15 protein-coding genes are annotated in these 16,020 nt (G+C 70.6%); 5 read left to right on the forward strand and 10 right to left on the reverse strand.

What is annotated here, in order from left to right; genetic code table 11:
* Positions 1-82: 82 nt before the first annotated feature.
* From Ade02nite_RS44580 to Ade02nite_RS44605, 6 genes are all read right to left on the reverse strand, one after another.
* Complete coding sequence (locus tag Ade02nite_RS44580) at positions 83-292, reverse strand: helix-turn-helix domain-containing protein (RefSeq protein ID WP_203777398.1); 210 nt, start codon at positions 290-292, stop codon at positions 83-85.
* On the reverse strand, positions 292-768 hold the full coding sequence (locus Ade02nite_RS44585) for a DUF2975 domain-containing protein (RefSeq protein WP_203777400.1): 477 nt from the start codon (positions 766-768) through the stop codon (positions 292-294). Before Ade02nite_RS44585 ends, Ade02nite_RS44580 begins: the two co-directional genes overlap by 1 nt.
* A gap of 175 nt (positions 769-943) precedes the next feature.
* A complete protein-coding gene (locus Ade02nite_RS44590) occupies positions 944-2,116 on the reverse strand; it encodes an MFS transporter (protein WP_239169510.1) in 1,173 nt (390 codons plus the stop codon).
* Between the two features lie 45 nt (positions 2,117-2,161).
* Positions 2,162-3,595 (reverse strand): aminotransferase class I/II-fold pyridoxal phosphate-dependent enzyme, encoded by a 1,434-nt coding sequence (locus Ade02nite_RS50020; protein ID WP_275409998.1) that lies wholly within the window; start codon positions 3,593-3,595, stop codon positions 2,162-2,164.
* An 18-nt stretch (positions 3,596-3,613) separates the two neighbouring features.
* Positions 3,614-4,510, reverse strand: coding sequence for an NAD-dependent epimerase/dehydratase family protein (locus tag Ade02nite_RS44600; protein WP_239169511.1), 897 nt, complete (start codon positions 4,508-4,510; stop codon positions 3,614-3,616).
* An 86-nt stretch (positions 4,511-4,596) separates the two neighbouring features.
* Entirely contained in the window at positions 4,597-6,588 is a 1,992-nt protein-coding gene (locus Ade02nite_RS44605) for a glycosyl hydrolase family 28-related protein (protein ID WP_203777402.1), read from the reverse strand.
* A gap of 204 nt (positions 6,589-6,792) precedes the next feature.
* Between Ade02nite_RS44605 and Ade02nite_RS44610 the strand changes: the two genes are divergently transcribed.
* The 4 genes from Ade02nite_RS44610 (at position 6,793) to Ade02nite_RS44625 (ending at position 10,913) form a co-directional block, all read left to right on the forward strand.
* Positions 6,793-8,004 carry a CehA/McbA family metallohydrolase gene (locus Ade02nite_RS44610; RefSeq protein ID WP_203777404.1) on the forward strand — a complete coding sequence of 404 codons (1,212 nt, stop codon included), beginning with the start codon at positions 6,793-6,795 and terminating at the stop codon, positions 8,002-8,004.
* A 41-nt stretch (positions 8,005-8,045) separates the two neighbouring features.
* Positions 8,046-9,242 (forward strand): CehA/McbA family metallohydrolase, encoded by a 1,197-nt coding sequence (locus Ade02nite_RS44615; protein ID WP_203777406.1) that lies wholly within the window; start codon positions 8,046-8,048, stop codon positions 9,240-9,242.
* Between the two features lie 37 nt (positions 9,243-9,279).
* On the forward strand, positions 9,280-10,506 hold the full coding sequence (locus Ade02nite_RS44620; protein ID WP_203777408.1) for an EAL and HDOD domain-containing protein: 1,227 nt from the start codon (positions 9,280-9,282) through the stop codon (positions 10,504-10,506).
* Between the two features lie 68 nt (positions 10,507-10,574).
* Positions 10,575-10,913, forward strand: coding sequence for an SDR family oxidoreductase (locus tag Ade02nite_RS44625; protein WP_203777410.1), 339 nt, complete (start codon positions 10,575-10,577; stop codon positions 10,911-10,913).
* On the opposite strand, the gene Ade02nite_RS44630 is transcribed toward Ade02nite_RS44625, so the two are convergent.
* The 4 genes from Ade02nite_RS44630 to Ade02nite_RS44645 form a co-directional block, all read right to left on the reverse strand.
* Complete coding sequence (locus tag Ade02nite_RS44630; protein ID WP_203777412.1) at positions 10,882-12,033, reverse strand: RNA polymerase sigma factor; 1,152 nt, start codon at positions 12,031-12,033, stop codon at positions 10,882-10,884. The two genes, Ade02nite_RS44625 and Ade02nite_RS44630, sit on opposite strands and share 32 nt — an antisense overlap.
* Positions 12,034-12,036: 3 nt before the next feature.
* Positions 12,037-12,369, reverse strand: a complete 333-nt coding sequence (locus tag Ade02nite_RS44635; RefSeq protein ID WP_203777414.1) for a YciI family protein — start codon at positions 12,367-12,369, stop codon at positions 12,037-12,039.
* A gap of 67 nt (positions 12,370-12,436) precedes the next feature.
* Positions 12,437-13,345 (reverse strand): LacI family DNA-binding transcriptional regulator, encoded by a 909-nt coding sequence (locus tag Ade02nite_RS44640; RefSeq protein ID WP_203777416.1) that lies wholly within the window; start codon positions 13,343-13,345, stop codon positions 12,437-12,439.
* Between the two features lie 73 nt (positions 13,346-13,418).
* On the reverse strand, positions 13,419-14,381 hold the full coding sequence (locus Ade02nite_RS44645; RefSeq protein WP_203777418.1) for a HAMP domain-containing protein: 963 nt from the start codon (positions 14,379-14,381) through the stop codon (positions 13,419-13,421).
* Positions 14,382-14,540: 159 nt separating this feature from the next.
* On the opposite strand from Ade02nite_RS44645, the gene ahcY reads away from it, so the two are divergent.
* The gene (gene ahcY, locus Ade02nite_RS44650; protein ID WP_239169512.1) at positions 14,541-16,001 is read left to right on the forward strand and encodes an adenosylhomocysteinase; all 1,461 of its coding nucleotides are present in this window, start codon (positions 14,541-14,543) and stop codon (positions 15,999-16,001) included.
* Positions 16,002-16,020: the final 19 nt, after the last annotated feature.

A 16,020-nucleotide genomic window follows, 5' to 3' on the forward strand; every position in this document is an offset into this window, starting at 1 on the left:
AGCGCGAACATCAGCGCAGGCCACGCCGGCGCGGAAGTGGGGCCGGGCCGGCTCGGGGCGCGACCGGCGGCGGGCTTTGGGGCTATTCGTCGTCGGTGTATTCGAGTAGGTCGCCTGGCTGGCAGCCCAGGACTCGGCACATGGCTTCCAAGGTGCTGAAGCGGACTGCCTTCGCTCGGCCGTTCTTGAGGACGGCTACGTTGGCGGGGGTCAGGCCTACCTTTTCGGCGAACTCGCCGACGCTCATTTTGCGTTTGGCCAGTTCTACGTCTATGCGGACCACGATGGGCATCAGATGACTGCTTCCATGTCGGTTCGCAGCGTAGTGGCCTGGCGCAGAAGGGCGCGCAGCACGGCCACCAAGAGGCCGATCACGGTGACGCCGACGGTGGCGAGGAAGAGCAGCAGGGGCAGGCCGGGGTCCTGGGCCTTGAAGCCTACGAAGAGGAAGACGCCTACCAAGGTCACCCAGCCGGCGCCGATGGCGTAGAGGATCACGTCTACCCAGATCAGGGACGCGGGGGTGAAGATGCGGTCCTTCTTGACCATGGTGAGCAGTTTCCAGATCGCCACGAGGACGGCCTGGACGCAGAGCACCCAGAAGATCGTGACGATCGTGGCGGGCCATCGGAGGTAGGCGCCGGAAGGGTCCTCCCGGGCCATGTGCGCGAACTGGCCCGGGAGGGAGAAGGTCTGGAAGAAGATCAGCACGGCGAAGAGGAGGGCGAGGAAGACACGGAGAGGCGCGACGGCCCGCTGCTCGAACATGCATCGAGTTTCGCGCGAAAACTATCGAAAATCAATAGGTGACGTGAAGGGTTGGGGGCGTCAAGGGGACTGGGAGGCGACAGAGGGCTGGGGCGACAGAGGGCTGGGGCGACAGAGGGCTGGGGCTGCAGAGGGGCGGGGAGGGGCAAGGAGGCTGGGGACGGCGGCAAGAGGCTCAGGCTTGGGCGGCGGCCGGGTGGCGGGTCGAGCGGAGGCCCGTGGCCCACACGGCCAGGCCGATCAGGGCCAAGGTGGCTCCGAGGACGCAGGCGCCCGTCCAGCCGTAGCGGTTGTGCAGGGCGCCGGTCAGGGCCGAGGCGATGGCGCCGCCCGAGAACACCGTGGTCATGAAGACCGTGTTGATGCGGGCTCGGGCGTTCTCGCGCAGCGCGTAGATCTCGTGCTGGCTCATCACCTGGTGGGCCTGGACGGCGAAGTCGAGCAGGATGCCTGCCAGCGCAAGCACGATCACGCTGCCGTGGCCGACCGCCGCGAGGACGAGCATCAGGGCCGCGAGCAGGAGGGCCCCGCCGCTGGCCGCCTTGCCGTGGCCCCGGTCGGCCAGCTTGCCGGCTACGGGGGCGGCCAGCGCGCCGCCCGCGCCGATCAGGGCGAAGACCGCGATGGCACCCTGGCTGAAGCCGTGCTCGTCGATGAGCTCGTAGCCGATCGCCGTCCAGAAGGCCGTGAACGCGCCGAACATGGTGGCCTGGCTCAGGGCTCGGCGGCGCAGGGCCGGCTCCTCGCGCACCAGCGTGCCGACCGAGCGCAGCAGGGATCCGTAGCCGGCCGTGTGGTCCGCGGGACGCACCGGGAGCATGCGGCGCAGGACCAGCGCGAGGACCACCATCAGGCCCGCCGAGATGAAGTAGATCGCGCGCCAGCCCCACACCTCGGCGACCAGGCTCGAGAACGTGCGGGCCAGCAGGATGCCGAGCAGCAGGCCGCTCATCACCTTGCCCACCAGCGCCCCGCGCTGCTCCGGCGGGGCCAGGTGGGCCGCGAGCGGCACCAGGATCTGCGCCACCACCGAGGTCACCCCGACCAGGACCGAGACGATCAAAAAGATGCTGTACGCCGGGGAGAGCGCCGCCAGCAGCAGCGCGAGCGCCGTTCCGGCCAGCATGCGCGTGGTCAGCTTGCGGTTCTCGACGAGGTCGCCGAGGGGCAGCAGGAAGAGCAGCCCGGCCGCGTACCCGATCTGGGTGAGGGTCACCACGACGGTGGCCGCGCCCTGGCTCACGTGGAACGAGCCGGCGATCAGGTCGAGGAGGGGCTGCGAGTAGTAGAGGTTGGCCACGGTGAGACCGCAGGCCACGGCCAGAACGAAAACGAGGGAACGTCGCACGTCCCTAGAGCTACCCGCTCCGTGTTGCGGCGAGGCGGTTCCGCTCTAGTGAGGACCGTCTCGCACGACCCGAAAAGTTGCCAATTCCGGATCGGCGGCGTCGGGGATTACCATGCCGGCCGCCAGCCCGGCCCGCAGGTAGCGCACCACGGCCTCGTTGAAGCGCTCGCCCGGCAGGATCGCCGGGACGCCCGGCGGGTACGGGCTGATCATCTCGGCGGCGATGCGGCCGACCGGGTCGGCGACCTGCTCGGTCTCGGCGAAGAACGCGTCCCGCGGGTTCATCACCTGGTCGAGGTCGAGCTCGTGCAGCGGGGGCACGTCCGGCGCGGGCCGGTCGGGCTTGGGCGGGTTCACCACCAGCTGCTCGAAGGCGACGGCGAGCCGGTCCAGGGCGACCGCCGTGTCGGAGTAGGTCAGCGAGCAGATCACCCGGCGGGAGTCGCCGAGCTGCACGGCCAGCCGGTGGTTCTGCTCCATCCAGTCCTTGACCTGATAGCCGGTGAGGCCGAGGGCGGAGACGTCGACGGAGAGCTTCATCGGGTCCCACTCGGCGACGCTGTCGTGCCCGATGATCGTCTCGTCCATCACCGCCAGGCTGGGCAGCTTGGACAGCCGGGCGCGCAGGTGGTTGACCCGCTGGAGGGCGTCGTCCAGCAGCTGCCGGCCGTCGGCGACCATGCGGCGGCGGAAGCCGTCGATCGAGCCGTAGAGCAGGGCGGACGGGCTGGTCGTCGTGATCAGATCGAGGCGCAGCCGCAGGTCGACGGGGTTGACCCGGTCGCCGCAGAGCTGGATCACCGATGCCTGGCTGAGGCCGCCGTCGGCCTTGTGCAGGCTCTGGATGACGATGTCCGCGCCCGCCTGGATCGCCGCGGTGGGCAGATCGGGATGGAACGGGAAGTGGGCGCCCCACGCCTCGTCGACCAGCAGCGGGATGCCGCGCTTGTGGCAGATGCGGGCGATGCCGCGCACGTCGGCGCCCGTGCCGTACTCGGTCGGCGTGATCATCAGGACGGCGGAGACGTCCGGTTCGCGTTTCAGCGCCGCGGCGACGTCGTCCGCGCTCGCCGGGTGGGCGATCTGGTTCTCCTCGTCCCAGCGCGGGCGCAGCCAGACCGGCTCGGCGCCGGCCAGGATCAGCGAGGCCACCACCGACTTGTGCACGTTGCGGTCGACCAGCACCTTTCTGCCGGGGCCGGTGACGGTCAGCATCGCCGTGTGGATCGAGATGCTCGAACCGCACGTCGTGAAGATCGCCTGCTTCGCGCCGACCGCGTCGGCGAACAGGTCCTCGGCCTCCGAGACCGCGCTCTTCGCGAAGATGACGTCCGCTTCGAAGGCCCCGCGCGAGAGCACCGAGGCGGTGCGGTCGTCGATGCCGAGCCCGAAACGGTGGCCGGGGAGCGCGAAGGAGTACTGGTCGTTGCGCCGGAACTGCTCAATCGCGTCCAGAACCGGTGTTCGCCGCTGATCCATGCGGCGCGCGTTCCCCGATCAGCGATCCTTAAACGGGTGGGCGGCGACGAACGCGGCGATGTACGTGTCGAGCCGGTGCTCGGGGCGCCAGCCCAGCTCGGCGGCCTTGGTGTTGTCGGCCTGACCGCGGACGCGCTCGCCGCGCAGGGCCGGGACCAGCTCGTACGGCGCGCCGAACATCTCCGCCACCTCGATGATCGGCCATTCGCGGCCGGCGCCGAGCAGGTATCCGTCGCCGCTGCCCTTCTGGGCCACCAGGACGATGCCGCGCACGATGTCGTCGATGTGGGTGAAGTCGCGGGTCTGCGTGCCCGGCGACACCACCGGCAGCGGCTCGCCGCGCAGGTAGCGGTCCTCGAAGATGCCGATCACCGTCGCGTACTTGCCGCTGGTGATCTGGCCGGGGCCGTACACGTTGTAGAAGTAGGTGATGGCGTAGTCGAGGCCGAACCAGTCCGCGTAGTTCTTGATGTACTCGATGTTCTTGGCCTTGGTCCACGCGTACGGGTTGAGGTTTTCGTCCTGGCCGTCGTTGCCGAACTTCGAGCTCGAGCCCGCGTAGATCAGCTTGGCGCCGGCGGCCGAGGCGAACTTGACCACCTCCTTGGTCCCGTGGAGGTTGAACTCCCAGGTCAGGTCGTGGTCGTCGAACGACTGGACGATGCGCGAGTATTCGCCGAGGTGGAAGACGATCTCGGGGTGCGGCAGGCCGCGCTCGGCCCAGATCTTCGCGAGGTCGACGGTCGAGCCGTCGAGGTAGGTCACCCGGGGATCGTTGACGTGATTTTCCGGCACGCCGGTGAAGTAATTGTCGAGGGACACGATCGTGGCCGCGGGGAAGTCGGTCAGCAGGGACTTGATCAGAGCGGACCCGACAAATCCGGCACCACCGGTGACCAGCAACGTTTGACTCAAAACTTCCTCCGTCCGGGCTTCGAGGCGAGGCTACCAAGCAAAGACCGCCCCGCCCGAATCGATCGAGCGGGGCGGTGATCCAAGTGTTACCAGGGAGAAGGTGCCGGTGGCGCCACCACCGGCGGGCGATCGTCGCAGGTGATGGTGTTCGGCAGCATCCACGGGGCCAGCCAGCCGCCGTCGTTGCCGCCGAGGTCCGACAGCGAGAACTCCGAGCCCGCCGGCGTGAAGTGGAACGTGCCGCAGTTGTTGACCCCGACCGCGCCGACGTTGCGGGCGTCCACGTTCTCGAAGGTCGCGCCGCCGGCGACGCGGGCGCTGAGCACGCTCGTACCCGTACCGTCGACCCTGATGTCCTTGAAGTGGACGTTGGTGATCGAGTAGAGGTCCTTCACCGGCCAGTCGGCGACCAGCATGATCGCGTTGTAGGTGCTGTCCAGGAAGTGGTCGCCGGTCACCCGGATGTCGGCGTCGATGTCGCGCTCCAGCGCGTACAGCCAGATGGCGCCCAGGCCGATGTTCCAGTTCAGCTCGTACGTGCCGGCGCGCACCGTGGTGTTGTCGGTGATCCGCAGCGAGCCGGTGAACGGCTCGGCCCCGAACCGCGACCCGGCGTGGATGGCGCTGCCCTCGCGGATCGGGTCGGCGACCAGGTTGTTCGACACCGTGATGTCGTCGCCGCCGTAGATGGCGATGCCGTTGGCCAGCGTCGGCGTCTGCACCGTGTTGTGGTCGAACGTGTTGCCGGAGTTCGTCACCTTCTCGGCCCACATCGCCAGCGCGTCGTCGCCGGTGTTGCGGACGAAGTTGTTGCGCACCAGCGAGCCGGTGACGCCGGTGTGGAAGTTCAGGCCGTCGGCGATCTGGTCGACGATGATGTTGTTGGTGACCTTGGTGTTGGCCATCGGGCCGTCGAACCAGAGGCCCACCTTGGTGTGGTGGATGTAGAGGCCGTCGATCGTCGAGTCGCTCATCGCGCCGCCGACGCCGTTGACCTGGTCGGTGTCGATGCGCTCGCGGACGTCGCCCTCGATCGCGAAGCCGGACAGGTGCACGTTGCGGCTGCCGCCGTCCTTCGCGTCCTTGCCGTAGAAGCCGACGCCGGTGTGCACCGAGCCGTCCGGCGCGGGTGCCGGCAGCGCGACCTCGCGGCCCCTGATGATCGTGTACCAGTTGCCGGCGCCCTCGATCGTCACGTCGTCGACGATGAGGTGCCGGTTGACCTGGAAGACGCCCGGCGGCACGTACACCTTGAGCTTGGCCTTGCGGGCGAAGGCGATGGCCCGGTCGAACGCGGGCGCGGAGTCGCGACGGCCGGTCGGGTCGGCGCCGAAGGCGAGGACGTTCGCCGCGACGAGGCTGACCTTCGGCGGGGCGACCAGCTCGGAGTCGAGCAGGTCGATGACGGTCCACGCGGCCTTGTCCGAGGCGGTCAGGCGTACCCGCTCGCCGGCCTTGACGGTCTTGCCGAGCAGGAGGCGCTGCTCGTCGTAGAAGTGCATGGGCCGGAACGGCTTGGCGATCGCCGGCGCCGGCGTGGTGGCGGCCGGCACGCAGGCGCACTCGGTGATCCACCAGTCGGGGTGCAGCAGGTCGGCGTTGGGGTCGTTGGTGAACTGATATTGGTTGTAGAGCCACGAGTACCGCGAGGTCAGCGTCATCGTGCGGGCGAGGCCGCCGGCTCGTACGGCCAGCGGCGCGGTGATGCCGCCGCCGGTCGGCGCGTCCGGCAGGCTGTAGCGGACGGTGATCGCGTTGGCCGCCTTGGGCAGGGTGAACTCGACCCACTGACCCGGGGTGAGCCGCACGGCGGAGCGGCCGGACGCCTCGGCGGGCAGCGTGTAGGCCGTGCGGTCGGGGCCGATGACGGTGCCGGTGGTGCGGGCCTTCTCGGCCTCCTGCTCGACGAAGGCGACACTGGCGCCGCGGCCGGCCACGAGGGCGGGGTCGAGGCCGGCGCGGGTGACCACGGGAGCCGGTGACGCGGGAGCCGCTTGGGCGGCGCCTGCGCTGAGGACGGTGCCCAGGGCTGCGGCGGCTGCGATGGCCCAGCCGCCGCGTCTCAGTTCCAGGAACATCGACGGACTCTTCTCTGCTGAGAGGGAGCGATGCCGGTGACCCTAGGTCGGGTGTGACGCAGTCCACAAGGTCCTGTCGGCTCTTTTCGGCACATTGCTCATTGCTTGCATGAGTCGAGTCTCTTCTTGCGATGCGTGATCACCTGCGGCGTGGGAACGGGCGAACCCGAGCGCGGGTCGATCGTGTCTTGGCATGCTGCACGCATGTCATCGGACGAACACCCCCATAACCACCATTTCGCCCGACGCTCCCTGCTGGCCGCCGCCGGCGGGATGCTCATGCTCGCGGCCACCCCGGGCAGCGCCCGGGCCACGGCCACCGGCCTGCACGCCGAACGCCGCAGCCGCGGCGCCGCCCGCCGCTCCCGGATCAGCCACCGCACCAGGCTGGTCCACGCCGACCTGCACAACCACACCCTCATGTCGGACGGCTTCGGCGACCCGGAGGCCGCGTTCGACTCGATGCGCTGGGCCGGGCTCGACGTGGCGGCGCTGACCGACCACTCCACGCTGTTCGGCATCGGCGGGCTGAACGACAAGGAGTGGGCCCGCACCGGCGAGCTGGCCGACAAGGCGAACGAGCCCGGCGTCTACACGGCGCTGCGCGGCTTCGAGTGGTCCGACTCGGCGATGGGCCACATCAACGTCTGGTACACCGACGACTACATCGAGCCCAGCGTGACCGGCAGCGTGCACAAACTCTACGACTGGATCGCCGGGCGGGCCGGGGTCAGCGGGTTCAACCATCCCGGGCGTCAGGTGCTGCGGTTCGACGAGTTCGCGTACCACGAGTCGATGCGCCACCACATGGTCGGCCTGGAGATGTTCAACAACCGCGACGACTTCCTCTTCGACGGCTGGCCGCTGCAGAGCTCGCCGCTGAACGCCTGCCTCAACGCGGGCTGGCGCACGGGCATCACGGGCGTCACCGACGAGCACGGCGGCGACTGGGGCATGGACGAGGGCAAGGGCCGTACCGGCATCTGGGTCGAGGAGAACACCCGCGACGGCGTGCTGGCCGCGATGCGGCGGCGCCGCTTCTTCGCCACCAGGGTGAGCGGGCTGCGGCTGGACGCGCGCGCCGACGGCGTACGGATGGGAAGGCGCCTGCCCATCGCCAAGGGTGACGTGAAGTTCGAGCTCGACCTCGACCGCGGCACCCACTGGGAGGGCCGCGAGCTGCTGGTGCAGGTGCTGCGGCCCGGCAGCCGGGCGCCGGAGGTGGTCGACGTGATCGACGCCGAGGTCGGCCGGGTCACCACGTTCACCGTGCCGCTGGACGCCGAGGACGGCGACTGGGTGCTGCTGCGCGTCTCGGACCCCGGCCAGGAGAACGACTCACCCGGCCCGGCCGGGCACCCCTGCAACGACTGGGGCGTCGCGTACTCCAGCCCGTGGTGGCTCACCGTTCATTAGCGATACATGCACATGTGTCACTGCTTTGCGATGCTGCGGGCATGACCGATGAGCTCACCCGCCGCTCCCTCCTCGCCGCCAGTGGTGGTCTGCTGGTGCTCGCCGCCGCGCCCGGCACCGCGCAGGCCGCCACCACGGGCGTCGCCGTCAACGGCACGCCGGTGCGCGCCACCGGCGCCGCCCGTGCGTCGGCCGTCACCCAGGGCACCACCCTCGTCCACGCCGACCTGCACAACCACACCCTCATGTCGGACGGCGACGGCGACCCCGCCCTCGCCTTCGAGTCGATGCGCTCGGCCGGCCTCGACGTGGCCGCGCTGACCGACCACACCACGCTCTTCGCGATCAACGGCCTCTCGTCGAGCGAGTGGAACCGCACCGGGCAGCTCGCCGACGCGGCCAACACCCCGGGCGTCTACACCGCCATCCGCGGCTTCGAGTGGTCCCACCCGCTGCTCGGGCACGTCAACGTCTGGTACACCGGCGGCTTCACCGACCTGGGCGGCTCGTCCAGCATGGGCCGGCTCTACGACTGGATCACCGGCACCTCCGGCATCAGCGGCTTCAACCACCCCGGGCGCGAGGCGCTGCGCTTCAACGACTTCTCGTACGACGCGAGCATGGCCCAGCAGATGGTCGGCCTCGAGATGTTCAACCGGGGCGACGACTACCTCTTCGACGGCTGGTCGAGCGGGCAGAGCTCGCCGCTCAACGCGTGCCTGAACGCCGGCTGGCGCACCGGGCTCACCGGCGTCACCGACGAGCACGGCACCGACTGGGGCTACCCGGAGGGCAAGGGCCGCACCGGGCTCTGGGTCGCCGAGAACACCCGCAACGGCGTGCTCGAGGCGATGCGGGCGCGGCGCTTCTTCGCCACGCGCGTCAGCGGGCTGCGGCTCGACGCGGTCGCGAACGGCGTACAGATGGGCGGAAGCCTGCCCCTCACCAAGGGTGACGTGCGCTTCGCGGTCGACCTCGACCGCGGCCCGGAATGGGCCGGCAAGCCGCTGCACCTCCAGGTGCTGCGCCCCGGCACGCGCGCGCCCGAGGTCGTCGACGTGATCGAGACGACGGCCGGCGTGACCACGCAGTTCACCGTGCCGCTCGACCGCGAGGACGGCACCTGGGTGGTCCTGCGGGTCGCCGACCCCACCCAGGCGAACGCGTCACCCGGCCCCAGCGGGCACCCCTGCAACGACTGGGGCGTCGCGTACTCCAGTCCGTGGTGGTTGAGCTAGATCTCAAGTCGCCTGCCGAGCGGCCGATAGCAGCGGTGTGACATCCACGGCCTCCTCGGCAGGCACCCAGCTCGTTCACGTGGGGCGCCAGCCGATCTTCGACGAGCAGGGCGACGTGTTCGCCTACGAACTGCTCTTCCGCGGCAGCATGGCGGCGGTCGCGGCAGGCCGCCAGGACACGTACGCAACGAGCACGGTGATCGTCAACGCGTTCACCGAGTTCGGCATCCGCGAGGTGGCCGGCGACCGCCTCTGCTTCATCAACCTCACCCGGGAGTTCCTCACCGGGCAGCTCGCCCTCCCGTTCGGCCCGGCACAGGTGGTGCTGGAGGTGCTGGAGACGGTGGAGATGGACGACGAGGTCGTCGCCGGCATCACCCGGCTCGCCGAGGCCGGCTACAAGATCGCGCTGGACGACTTCGTCTGGGGCTCGGGCCACGAGCAGCTGTTCGGCATCGCCTCCTACGTGAAACTCGACCTGCTCGACGGCGACCTGAGCAACCTCGACGAGATCGTGGCCGCCTGCCGCGAACACCCGAATATCAAGATCGTCGCGGAGCGCCTGGAGACCCAGGAACAAGTCGCCATCGCCGACCGCTACGGCATGGAGCTGCGCCAGGGGTACGCCCTGAGCCACCCCCAGGTGCTGACGGTGGCGAGCCTGTCCCCCTCCCGCCTGCGCCGCCTGGAACTGGTCTCGGCGCTCAGCGCACCCGACGCCGACCTCCCCCGCATCGTCTCGATCATCGCGAGCGACCCGGCCCTGTCCCTGCGCGTGCTGCGGGCCAGCAACTCGGTGGCGGCCGGGCACGCCAACCGGGTGTCCTCGGTGCAGCAGGCGGTCGTGATGGTGGGCCTGCCGCACATCCGGCAGTGGGCGATGCTGATGGTGCTCGACGAGGTCGGCGGCGCGACGGAGGAGCACATGCTCGACGTGCTGACCCGGGCGAGGCTCTGCGAGAACGTGGCCCACTCGTTCGGGGCGCCGTCCGACGCGGCGTTCATGGCCGGAGTGATCACGGGAGTGGCGGGCGTGCTGGGCATGCCGCCGGCCGCGATGGCCGACCAGTTCCCGCTGCATCCGCAGGTGGCGGCGGCGCTGACCAGCGGCACGGGGTCGCTGGGGCAGGTGCTCCAGGCGGTGGACGCGTACGAGCACGGCGAATGCGGGCCCGCGGACGCCAACCTGGTCGGCGAGTACATGGACGCGGTGCGGTGGTCCACGAAGGCGCTGGACGCCACCAACCGGCTGGCGGCCGCGTAACGTCCAGCCATGGATCTCGATGGGACCGTCGCCGTCGTCACCGGGGCGGGCACCCCGTGCGCTGCGACGTGACCGAACCCGGCGACCGCGAACGGCTGATCGCCCTGGCCACCGCCGCCGGCGGACCCCACGTGCTGGTCAACAACGCGGGCGGATGGACACCGGGAGCGCAATATCCGGCCGCGGCGGCCGCGGACTGGCAGCGCACGCTCTCGCTCAACCTGGGCGGGCCGATGCACCTCACCCAGCTGGCCCTCGAACCGATGGCGGCGCTGGGCGGCGGGGCGGTGCTGAACATCGCGTCCTCGGCCGGGCTGGGCGCCGAGCCGTACGACTCGCCCGAATACGGGGCGGCGAAGGCGGGGCTGATCCGCTTCACGGCGACGCTGGGGGCTGGGCCCGCTTGAGCAGGGCGCGCCTCTCCGGGCCGTCCGGGACAGCGGCCGCCGCCCTCATAAACAGCTCGGCGGCGCGCCCCTCCTCCCCCGCCCGCGCCCGCAGATCGCCCTCGACCGCGAGCACATACCCCTCCGGCGCCCCCTCGACCTTCGCCAGCATCCCCAGCCCCACCTCCGGCCCGTAGGCGTACCCGTGCGCCACCGCCCGGTTCAGCTCCACCACCGGCGTCGGCTGCACCCGCGCCAGCTCGTCGTACCACCGCGCCGCCCGCACCCAGTCCGTCCTCTCCCCCGCGTGGCAGGCCGCTATGTGCGCCTGGATCGCGTACGCCCCTTCGACCGGCGTCCGCGCCAGGATCTCCACCGCCTCCTCGATCGCCGCGTGATCCCAGCGGGCCCGGTCCTGCCTCTCCAGCGGCACCAGCTCCCCGGCCTCGTCCCGGCGAGCGGCCCGCCGCGAGTGCTGCAACAGACACAGCGCGAGCAGCCCGGACACCTCCGGCTCGGCGGGCATCAGCGCGGCGAGGAGCCGGGCCAGCCGGATCGCCTCGTCCGCGAAGGCCGGCTCGCCGTCGGCGTCGTAGCCGCGGGTGAACAGCAGGTAGAGCACCGCCAGCACGCCGGGCAGGCGCTCGGCGAGCGCTTCCCCGGCGGGCACGCGGTACGGGATCCGCGCCGCCGCGATCTTCGACTTGGCTCGGGTGAGGCGGCGGGTCATGGTCGCCTCCGAGACGAGGAACGCCCGGGCTATGCCGGCGGTGGGCACACCGGCGACGGTGCGCAGCGTCAGCGCGACGCGGGCCTCCAGCGACAGCGCGGGATGGCAGCACGTGAAGATCAGGCGTAGCCGGTCGTCGGGTGGTGCGGGCTCCCACAGCATGGCCACCTCGCGCAGCTTGCTCTCCTCCACGGCGGCGCGCCGCAGCACGTCGACGGCGCGGTTGCGGGCGACGGTCGTCAGCCAGCCGCCCGGGTTCGCGGGCACGCCGTCGCGCGGCCAGCGTTCCAGGGCGGCGGTCAGCGCGTCCTGCGCGCAGTCCTCGGCCAGCGTCCAGTCGCCCGTCACCCGGATCAGGGTCGCGACGATCCGGGTGTACGAGTCCCTGGCGGCCTCGGCGACCTCTTGCATCGATCAGATCTCGGCAGCAAAGGGGCGCAGCTCGATGCGGCCGTTGTACGCCATCGGATGTGCCGCGGCCACGGCCAGCGCCTCGTCCAGGTCGGCGCACTCCAGGATGTCGAAGCCCACGATCACCTCCTTGGTCTCGGTGAACGGGCCGTCGGTGAGCAGCACCTCGCCGCCGCGCACCCGCACCGTGGTGGCCGCGGTGGGCGGGGCGAGGACGCTGCCGGTGACCCGGCGGCCGGAAGCGTCGTTGTCGGCCACCCAGACCTCGATGTCGGGCACCCGCGACTCGTCGGTCTCGGGCTCGGTGTCGCTGCAGACGAACATCATGTACTTCATCGCTGTCACTCCCTCGCGAAACGTTGTCACCAGGGTGACGAACGGGGGCACCCCCGATCGGACAGCGTCAGCCGGGAATGTTCATCGGAGTTGTCACCCGCACCGTCGACGAGGCGTCCCGGACCGGGCCGGGCAGCACGCCGAGGGCCTTCAGCAGCGCCCGGCAGGCCAGCCGCAGCTGGGCGCGCACGTCGTGGTGCAGCACCGCGGAGACCTTCCCCTGGCGCAGCAGGCCGGTGTTCGCCGCGTCGAGATCGTGCGCGACGAAGACGTCGTACTTGCGGCGCTCGGCGGCGAAAGCCTCGACCACGGCGGTGTTCTCGTCGCCCGCCGCCGTGGAGTAGACGGCACGCACCGCGGGGTTCGCGGCCAGCGCCTGCCGTACCTCGCCGGTCCCGGCCGCGAGCAGCCGCCTGTGCGGCGCGCGGGACCGCATCTCCGCGTGGAAGCCCCGGGCCGCCTCGCCCACGATCAGCACGTCGCCGGCGCGGTCGGCGAGCAACTGCTCCACCAGGTACGCGGCGGTCGCGCCCGCCTCGGCCTCGTCCCCGCCGACGTGGGCGACCCGCTTGCTGGCCGGCAGGTCGGAGCCGAGCGTGACCACCGGGATGTCGAGCCGGCCGACCGCCTCGACCACCTCGGGGGTGTCCGGCGCGTCGAGGATGAGCCCGCGCGCCCGCGACCGCGCCACCCGGGAGAGGTCAGCGGCGAAGCGGGGACGCACCACGATCGGCAGCAGGCCGGGCAACTCGGCGGCGAGCGCGGCGCGCACCTGGCGCTGCCGGGGCACGACGACGTCGATCGCGACGGTGTGCTCGAACGGCGGTTCCCGCTGGTCCAGGGCGGCGATGGCGCGGTGGACGCGGCGGGCGGTGCTCTCCCGTACGCCGCCCCGGTCGTGCAGCACGCGGTCCACTGTCGCCTGACTCAGGCCGGCGCGCTCGGCGATCTCGCGGATGCGGTGCGGGTGCTTCACGCCGTACAGGATGAGGGGTTTTTGAGGTCTTATGGAAGGTCTTTGATGTTTGTTCCACCCCTTGCGGGACTGGTCACTTGTCAGCTTGCTCCGCGATCAGGGCGACCATGCGGCGGTGCTCGTCGGCCATCGCGGCGAGGATGAGGTGACGCTGCGTGGCAGGCATGTCGGGGTTGTCGAGCAGGGCGTCGAGGTTGGCGCCGAGCCCCGCCAGCGGCGAGCTCAGGTCGGGCCCCTCCTGCTTGACGATGATCTTGGGGATCTCGACGGTCTCGGCGGCAAAAGCGGGCGGCTGCGAAACGGGCGGCTGCGAAACGGGCGGCGGCGAAACGGGCGGCGGCGAAACGGGCGGCGGCGAAACGGGCGGCGGCGAAACGGGCGGCGGCGAAACGGGCGGCGGCTCGGTCAAGGGAGCCGAGCCGCGCGCCCGGTCGAGCAGCCCGTTGAGCGTCGACGTCAGCTCGGCCACCTCGCGCGGGCTGCTCACCTCGGGCAGGCGCTGCGACGGGTCGGCCGGGTCGAGCTCTCGCGCCGACGTCAGCAGCCGCTGGAACGGGCGCAGCATGTACCCCGTCGCGAACCAGACACCGGCCGCGCTGAGAAGGGCCGCGAGCACCACGAGCAGAACCACGATGCGCACGTTACTGCGGTGCTGCACGTCGAGGTCGCGCTGACTCATCAAAACCTGGAGTTGTACGCCGGAAGGCAGCGTCTCGCCGAGCGAGCGCCACTGCTCGTCACCGGCGCGCACCGTCGCGTAGCCCTCGGGCACCGGCAGCGGGAAGCCGGCCGGCGATCCGATCTGCTTGACCAGCTGACCGCCCCGGACCAGCCGGGCCACGAAAGAGCCGTCCGAGGCGAAGGTGCCGTCGGTCGACGCGGTGACCCGCACCCGGTCGGCGCGCGCGGAGATCTCGCGGTCGAGCGCCTCCGCGTCGCGGTTGTCGATGCGGACCACGACAAACAGCCCGGCCACGGCCACGATGAGGGCGACCACCGCCGTGACGACGAGTGCAAGCTGGTTGCGAAGCCGCATGAGTCCTACCCTGCCAGACCGGCATTCGGTAAAGTTGTGGAGCCCGCGTCCGAGAGGCGCTGCGACGGACCACTGGCCTCCACCGGCAGCGGATCCGCCACGCTCGGCACGGGTTCCTGGACTCAAGGGCGCCTCCTGATGAGGGAGGAGACCCTCTTCATGAGTGACAAACTGCAGAGCCGCAACGGTCTCGAGTTCGCGATCGCGGACATCACGCTGGCCGAGGCGGGCCGTCACCAGCTGCGTCTGGCCGAGCACGAGATGCCGGGCCTGATGGCGCTGCGCAAGGAGTACGGCGAGTCCCAGCCGCTGCGCGGCGCGCGCATCGCCGGCTCGCTGCACATGACCGTGCAGACCGCCGTGCTGATCGAGACGCTGGTCGCGCTCGGCGCCGAGGTGCGCTGGGTGTCCTGCAACATCTTCTCGACGCAGGACGAGGCGGCGGCCGCGGTCGTCGTCGGCCCGTCGGGCACCGTCGACGCCCCCACCGGCGTCCCGGTCTTCGCCTGGAAGGGCGAGACGCTGGACGAGTACTGGTGGGCCACCATGCGGCTGTTCGACTTCGGCAACGGCCAGGGCCCCAACATGATCCTGGACGACGGCGGCGACGCCACCCTGCTGGTGCACAAGGGCGCCGAGTTCGAGGCGGCCGGCGCGGTGCCGCAGGCGACCGAGGACGACAACCACGAGTACCGCATCATCCTCGAGACGCTGCGCGGCTCGCTCGCCGCCGACCCGCAGAAGTTCACCCGGGTCGCCGCCGACATCCGCGGTGTCACCGAGGAGACGACCACCGGCGTGGCGCGGCTCTACAAGCTCGCCAAGGAGGGCACGCTGCTCTTCCCGGCGATCAACGTCAACGACGCGGTCACCAAGAGCAAGTTCGACAACAAGTACGGCATCCGCCACTCGCTGGTCGACGGCCTCAACCGGGCCACCGACGTGATGCTGGGCGGCAAGCTCGCCGTCGTCTGCGGCTACGGCGACGTCGGCAAGGGCGCGGCCGAGACGCTGCGCGGCCAGGGTGCCCGCGTCATCGTCACCGAGATCGACCCGATCTGCGCGCTCCAGGCGGCCATGGACGGCATGCAGGTCGCGCGCCTCGAGGACGTCGTCGGCGAGGCGGACGTCTTCATCACCACCACGGGCGGCACGGACATCATCCGGGTCGAGCACCTGCAGGCGATGAAGCACAACGCGATCGTCGGCAACGTCGGCCACTTCGACGACGAGATCGACATGGCCGGCCTCGCCAAGGTGCCGGGCGTCGAGAAGGTCGAGATCAAGCCGCAGGTGCACGAGTGGCGCTTCCCGGACGGCCACTCGGTGATCGTGCTCTCCGAGGGCCGCCTGATGAACCTGGGCAACGCCACCGGCCACCCCAGCTTCGTCATGTCCAACTCGTTCACCAACCAGGTGATGGCCCAGATCGAGCTCTGGACCAAGCCGGGTGAGTACGACAAGCAGGTGTACGTGCTGCCGAAGCACCTGGACGAGAAGGTGGCGCGCCTGCACCTCGACGCCCTCGGCGTGCGGCTGACGACCCTCACCAAGAAGCAGGCCGAGTACCTCGGCGTCGACGTCGACGGCCCGTACAAGCCCGAGCACTACCGGTACTGACGTCACATCTTTCCCGGCC

The organism is Paractinoplanes deccanensis (assembly GCF_016862115.1).
In the GTDB taxonomy this organism is placed as follows: Bacteria; Actinomycetota; Actinomycetes; order Mycobacteriales; family Micromonosporaceae; genus Actinoplanes; species Actinoplanes deccanensis.